Here is a 7,308-nt window from a genome sequence, read left to right as displayed (position 1 = left end):
AGCAGAAGCAGCAAAACTGGAAAAAGCAAGCTTGGAAGGAAAAACACCTGATAGTGTTAACGAGTACAATGCGAAGTATGATCAGTTAGCAACTGACTTAGAAGCAGCCAAACAAGCAGCCCAAGAAGTAGCTAAAAAAGGAACTAATGCAAGTGAAGTAGAAGCATTGAAAGCACAAGAACAAGTGAATGCGATTAAAGCCAAACTAGCAGAAGCAGCAGGAGTTCTAAAAGATCAAGCTAATAAGGATGCTTTAACACAAGCGAAAGCAGCATTAGAAGGATTGACTGGTGAAACAGAGCCAACAGGTAAAACAACAGACAGTCTAGCAACGTATACAGCAGCTAAAGAAGCAGCGGTAGCAGAACTTGTAGAGGCACAGAAAGTTATCGATAACCAAAATGCGTCACAAGAAGACGTAGCGGCAGCAGTAGCGAAAGTAAACGAAAAGAAAGCGGCATTGGAAACCGCCAAAGCAGGCTTAGTCCCAGCAGCGACAGACGCTCAAAAAGAAAAATTAGCAGCAGAAGCAGCAAAACTGGAAAAAGCAAGCTTGGAAGGAAAAACACCTGATAGTGTTAACGAGTACAATGCGAAGTATGATCAGTTAGCAACTGACTTAGAAGCAGCCAAACAAGCAGCCCAAGAAGTAGCTAAAAAAGGAACTAATGCAAGTGAAGTAGAAGCATTGAAAGCACAAGAACAAGTGAATGCGATTAAAGCCAAACTAGCAGAAGCAGCAGGAGTTCTAAAAGATATTGATAAATCAGCTGTTAAGAAAGAAGTTGAAGAAGCAGCTAAGAATGCAACGGATGCTATTGAAAGTAATGTAGATTTGCCAGCTGATAAAAAAGCAGAAGCGAAAGCAAAAATAGCCGACGAAGCAAATAAAGCAATTGCTACAATCGATGATGCAACAACGGAAGATGATGTCACAACAGCCAAAAATTCAGCTAAACTAGCGATTGCTAAAGAACTAGCTAAAGCAGAATTAGAAGCAGCTAAAGCGATTAAAGAAAAAGCGATTGCTGGCAACGATAAACTTTCTGATGACGAAAAACAAGCCGTTAAAGAGCAAGTTAAGAATATTGTAGATGAAGCTAAGAAAGCTATTGATACCGCCACAGGGCAATCAGCAGTAGATAGTGCAAAAACAACTGGTAAAGAGGCTATAGATGCGCTAAATCCAGTAGGAAAAGAAAAAGCATTAGATGAAATCAATCGTATCAATCCTATTCCATCTCCTCGTCACCTCCTAACGACTAATAACCAACCTGGAAATTCTGGGAATGTGAACACTACAGAACCAGCAAGTCCTTCTGTTCCAACAAGTCCATCAGATAGTGGACAAGCAAATTCTGGACAAGATGGACGAAGCACTGACAGTGGCTCAACAACCACAGCTCGTTCGTCTGTATCCCCAGTGACAACTACGGAGCCTACTGTAAATACTGCGAATAGAGAAGACGATACTGTTCGTTCAGCAACTCAGAGTCAAGGGACTTTAGATAAGTCAGAACTAAGTAAGCAGGTTCAAACCTTAGAAAATCTTTTGAGATCGTTGACAGCTGTATCAAATCCTATTACAGATTCAGCACGTCTGGTTTTAACAGAGGCTCAGAAAGCTCTTGCAGATGATAGTTTGACAGAGCAAGGGTTGCGCCATATCCTGCAAACAGTCAAAGATGCCATTGCTTCCCTAGAGTCCATTAAGGAAAGCCAGTCAGCAACGAAGGCTGGAGAACAAAAAGTTTCTGAGGCAGCACCAGAAGCAGATAAGCCTGCAGCCCAAACTCAAGTCCCAGTAGGGATTATTGCAGCAAGTATCCTAGTGCTTTTAGGTCTCCTCTTCTTCCTCCTAGCTCGTCGCAACAAAGAATCAGAACTCGAGAAATTAGCCAAGGAATTAAGTAAACTTCTTAAAGACTCAAACCTTGAAACAGTAGATAAGGATGTCCTTGAAAACTCTCAAGAAGAACTTCAAAAAGCAGTTTCCTTCTTGGCAGATGAAAAAGGCTCTGAACATACTGAAGCAGAGTTGATTGATAATCTTAAAAAGGTTATTGCTAAGTTGAAAGCAAACGCCTAATAACATATTAAAAATCTCCAGATTAGGAACTATCGCTGAGTTCCCTAGTTTGGAGATTTTTCAATATACTTCGTTATTGGACGGTTACGGACATTTGTTTGATAGTGGTGATAAAGTTTTAAATCTGCTACATAATTTGTGGAGTTTTTTCTATAATTAGGAGTTTAACCTAATCTGCAAATAGGAGTATACTAATAATGTAATCGTTATCAAAAGTCTAAAAAGGAATTTTTAGACGGATATCAAAATAAAAAGGGAGGAAATTATGAATAAGTTTTCAAAAACCTTGAGAGATAACTGGATCTTTCTCTTGATGGTTTTGCCAGGGGCACTCTGGTTGATTCTATTCTTCTACATTCCAGTATTTGGGAACGTGGTTGCCTTCAAAGACTACCACATGACCAGTAATGGTTTCATAGATAGTATCATAAATAGTAAATGGGTCGGACTCGATAATTTCAGATTCTTATTTAGTTCAAGAGACGCCTTTATTATCACACGAAATACGGTCCTCTACAATCTTGGCTTTATCTTTCTAGGTTTAGTTGTATCTGTAGGGATTGCCATTATCCTCAGTGAACTCCGTTCCAAGAGAATGGTGAAGATTTTCCAAACTTCTATGTTGTTCCCTTACTTCTTGTCTTGGGTTATCATCAGTTTCTTTACAGATGCCTTCCTAAATATTGATAAAGGGGTGTTCAACCATTTATTGGAAAGTCTTGGTCTAAAAGAAGTCAACTTCTACGCTGATTTGGGAATTTGGCCCTATCTCCTACTTTTCCTAGGTATTTGGAAAGGTTTTGGATATAGCAGTGTCATGTACTATGCGACGATTATGGGAATTGATCCAACCTACTACGAAGCAGCGACAGTAGACGGAGCTAGCAAATGGCAACGGATTCGCAATGTAACCATTCCGCAGTTGACACCATTGGTAACCGTATTGACCATCCTTGCAGTTGGAAATATCTTCCGTGCAGACTTCGGTCTTTTCTACCAAATCCCTCACAATGCTGGTCAGCTTTATAACGTAACCAACGTCTTGGACGTATATGTATATAATGGTTTGACTCAGACAGCGGACATCGGGATGGCTTCAGCAGCAGGTCTCTACCAATCAGTAGTCGGATTGATTCTGGTGGTTCTATCAAACTTACTTGCAAGACGAGTTGATCCAAACTCAGCTTTGTTCTAGAAAGGAGGAGAATATGGCAGAAAAGAAAATTAAAAAAGAAAAAATTGATAATGTCGGCATTCACTCCTTCAGTAAGAAAGCAGATATCTTCTTCAGTATCATTTCGGGTTTGATTGCCCTCTCTTGTATCCTACCCTTCGTATTCGTTATCATTATTTCAGTGACGGACGAGAAAAGCCTCCTCCAATACGGCTACAGCTTCTTCCCATCCCAATTTGGATTAGACGGTTTTGAGTTCTTGGCACAGTTTAAGGATAAAATCTTACAAGCCCTCTTCATTTCTGTCTTTGTAACCGTAGTTGGGACATTTACAAATGTCTTTATCACAATAACCTATGCCTACGCTATCTCACGGACAACATTTAAGTATCGCAGATTTTTTACCATCTTCGTCCTTCTCAGTATGTTGTTCAACGCTGGTTTGGTACCAGGTTATATCATGGTGACCCGTGTGCTTCAGCTTGGGGATACTGTTTGGGCCTTGATTGTTCCAATGCTTCTCTCACCATTTAACATCATCTTGATGCGTTCCTTCTTCAAGAAGACCATTCCAGAAGCCATTCTCGAATCGGCTCGTATCGATGGTGCCAGTGAGGCTCGGATTTTCTTCCAAATCTGTTTGCCATTGTCACTACCAGGTATCGCAACCATCACGCTTTTGACAGCACTTGGTTTCTGGAATGACTGGTTCAACGCCCTTCTTTACATCAAGAGTGACAACTTGTATCCATTGCAATATTTGCTTATGCAAATCCAGCAAAATATGGACTACATCGCCAAAGCGGTCGGCTTGACTGGTCAACTGGGAGTTGCTCTACCGAAAGAAACGGGACGTATGGCCATGGTTGTGGTTGCAACCCTTCCAATCGCGATTTTGTATCCATTCTTCCAACGCTACTTTGTAAAAGGTTTAACTATCGGTGGTGTGAAAGAATAGTGCTTATTGAGGAAAAACATTTCTCAGTTCCCAACTTCCCTTGCGTGAAGTTAACATCATTACATTGTTTATAAGTTTAAAAATAAAAAAAGGAGTTTTTATCATGAAAAACTGGAAAAAATATGCTTTTGCATCTGCTAGTGTAGTCGCTTTGGCTGCAGGTCTTGCTGCTTGTGGAAACTTGACAGGTAACAGCAAAAAAGCTGCTGATTCAGGTGATAAACCTGTTATCAAAATGTACCAAATCGGTGACAAACCAGACAACTTGGATGAGTTGCTAGAAAATGCCAACAAAATCATCGAAGAAAAAGTTGGTGCCAAATTGGATATCCAATACCTTGGCTGGGGTGACTATGGTAAGAAAATGTCAGTTATCACATCATCTGGTGAAAACTATGATATTGCCTTTGCAGATAACTATATTGTAAATGCTCAAAAAGGTGCTTACGCTGACTTGACAGAATTGTACAAAAAAGAAGGTAAAGACCTTTACAAGGCACTTGACCCAGCTTACATCAAGGGTAATACTGTAAATGGTAAGATTTACGCTGTTCCAGTTGCAGCCAACGTTGCATCATCTCAAAACTTTGCCTTCAACGGAACTCTCCTTGCTAAATATGGTATCGATATTTCAGGTGTTACTTCTTACGAAACTCTTGAGCCAGTCTTGAAACAAATTAAAGAAAAAGCTCCAGACGTAGTACCATTTGCTATTGGTAAAGTTTTCATCCCATCTGATAACTTTGACTATCCAGTAGCAAACGGTCTTCCATTCGTTATCGACCTTGAAGGCGATACTACTAAAGTTGTAAACCGTTACGAAGTGCCTCGTTTCAAAGAACACTTGAAGACTCTTCACAAATTCTATGAAGCTGGCTACATTCCAAAAGACGTCGCAACAAGCGATACTTCCTTTGACCTTCAACAAGATACTTGGTTCGTTCGTGAAGAAACAGTAGGACCAGCTGACTACGGTAACAGCTTGCTTTCACGTGTTGCCAACAAAGATATCCAAATCAAACCAATTACTAACTTCATCAAGAAAAACCAAACAACACAAGTTGCTAACTTTGTCATCTCAAACAACTCTAAGAACAAAGAAAAATCAATGGAAATCTTGAACCTCTTGAATACGAATCCAGAACTCTTGAACGGTCTTGTTTACGGTCCAGAAGGCAAGAACTGGGAAAAAATTGAAGGTAAAGAAAACCGTGTTCGCGTTCTTGATGGCTACAAAGGAAACACTCACATGGGTGGATGGAACACTGGTAACAACTGGATCCTTTATATCAACGAAAACGTTACAGACCAACAAATCGAAAATTCTAAGAAAGAATTGGCAGAAGCTAAAGAGTCTCCAGCGCTTGGATTTATCTTTAACACTGACAATGTGAAATCTGAAATCTCAGCTATCGCTAATACAATGCAACAATTTGATACAGCTATCAACACTGGTACTGTAGACCCAGATAAAGCGATTCCAGAATTGATGGAAAAATTGAAATCTGAAGGTGCCTACGAAAAAGTATTGAACGAAATGCAAAAACAATACGATGAATTCTTGAAAAACAAAAAATAATCAGCTAAATTGATTTCGTGTATTCATTCCTAACCTAACTCCTAAAATAAGAATCACTGCTTTCCTCAGGTTTATCTGGGGGAGGCAGTGGTTTTTTGGGCACAAGGATATAGATATTCCTGTTTTCTCTTATCTTTATTTTAATACTCAATGAAAATCAAAGAGTAAACTAGGAAACTAGCCGCAGGCTGCTCAAAACACAGTTTTGAGGTTGTGGATATAACTGACAGAGTCAGTATCATATACCTACGGCAAGGTGAAGCTGACGTAGTTTGAAGAGATTTTCGAAGAGTATAACCATTCAGGAAATTTCGAGAACCCTCTACAATTTCCAGTCAAATAAATTGCATTCGTTTTCTCAAGCAGGTATACTAGTATGGATAAATAAAAAATTTAGAAAATTTAAGAATAGAAAAGAGAACAAATCTTATGGCAAAAGATATTCGTGTCTTACTTTACTACCTTTATACTCCAATTGAAAATGCAGAGCAATTTGCTGCAGACCACTTGGCTTTCTGTAAATCAATCGGCCTTAAAGGCCGTATCCTAGTCGCTGACGAGGGAATTAACGGAACAGTTTCAGGTGACTATGAAACAACTCAAAAATACATGGACTACGTTCACAGCCTCCCAGGTATGGAAGACCTCTGGTTCAAGATTGACGAAGAAAATGAACAAGCCTTCAAGAAGATGTTCGTTCGCTACAAGAAAGAAATTGTCCACCTTGGTTTGGAAGACAACGACTTTGACAACGACATCAACCCACTTGAAACAACAGGTGCTTACTTGTCTCCAAAAGAGTTCAAAGAAGCGCTTCTTGATAAAGATACCGTTGTCCTTGACACACGTAACGATTATGAGTACGACCTAGGACATTTCCGTGGAGCTATTCGCCCAGATATTCGCAACTTCCGTGAGTTACCACAATGGGTCCGTGATAACAAGGAAAAATTCATGGACAAGCGTGTCGTGGTTTACTGTACAGGTGGCGTTCGCTGTGAGAAATTCTCAGGCTGGATGGTCCGTGAAGGTTACAAAGATGTCGGCCAATTGCACGGAGGAATCGCAACTTACGGTAAAGACCCAGAAGTCCAAGGTGAATTTTGGGATGGGAAAATGTACGTCTTTGACGAGCGTATTGCCGTTGATGTCAACCATGTCAACCCAACCATCGTAGGGAAAGACTGGTTTGATGGAACACCATGTGAACGTTATGTCAACTGTGGAAATCCCTTCTGTAACCGTCGTATCTTGACATCAGAAGAAAATGAAGACAAGTACCTTCGTGGATGCTCACACGAGTGCCGTGTTCACCCACGTAACCGCTATGTTTCAAAAAATGAATTGACACAAGCTGAAGTAATCGAGCGCCTAGCCGCTATCGGTGAAAGCTTGGATCAAGCAGCTACAGTATAAGATTAAACAGTCCTTAGGGGCTGTTTTTCTATGCTTTTTACTCAAAAATCTAATACTCAATGAAAATCAAAGAACAAACTAGGAAGCTAGCC

At 40.1% G+C, this 7,308-nt stretch carries 5 protein-coding genes; all 5 read left to right on the top strand.

Annotated elements, in window-relative coordinates:
• On the top strand, positions 1 to 2,089 hold a 2,089-nt coding region (locus tag HT671_RS09130), incomplete at its 5' end, for a DUF1542 domain-containing protein (RefSeq protein ID WP_172923136.1).
• 265 nt (positions 2,090 to 2,354) lie between these two features.
• Positions 2,355 to 3,284, top strand: a complete 930-nt coding sequence (locus tag HT671_RS09125; RefSeq protein WP_007284784.1) for a sugar ABC transporter permease — start codon at positions 2,355 to 2,357, stop codon at positions 3,282 to 3,284.
• 13 nt (positions 3,285 to 3,297) lie between these two features.
• Positions 3,298 to 4,221 (top strand): carbohydrate ABC transporter permease, encoded by a 924-nt coding sequence (locus HT671_RS09120; RefSeq protein WP_138703207.1) that lies wholly within the window; start codon positions 3,298 to 3,300, stop codon positions 4,219 to 4,221.
• 103 nt (positions 4,222 to 4,324) lie between these two features.
• Entirely contained in the window at positions 4,325 to 5,800 is a 1,476-nt protein-coding gene (locus HT671_RS09115) for an ABC transporter substrate-binding protein (protein WP_138703208.1), read from the top strand.
• Between the two features lie 429 nt (positions 5,801 to 6,229).
• Positions 6,230 to 7,216 (top strand): rhodanese-related sulfurtransferase, encoded by a 987-nt coding sequence (locus tag HT671_RS09110; protein WP_061710627.1) that lies wholly within the window; start codon positions 6,230 to 6,232, stop codon positions 7,214 to 7,216.
• Positions 7,217 to 7,308: the final 92 nt, after the last annotated feature.

Source organism: Streptococcus sp. 2741, assembly GCF_013276315.1.
GTDB lineage: Bacteria > Bacillota > Bacilli > Lactobacillales > Streptococcaceae > Streptococcus > Streptococcus pseudopneumoniae.
The sequence above is the reverse complement of the archived record's forward strand: the minus strand, read 5'-3'. Positions and strand labels throughout refer to the sequence as shown.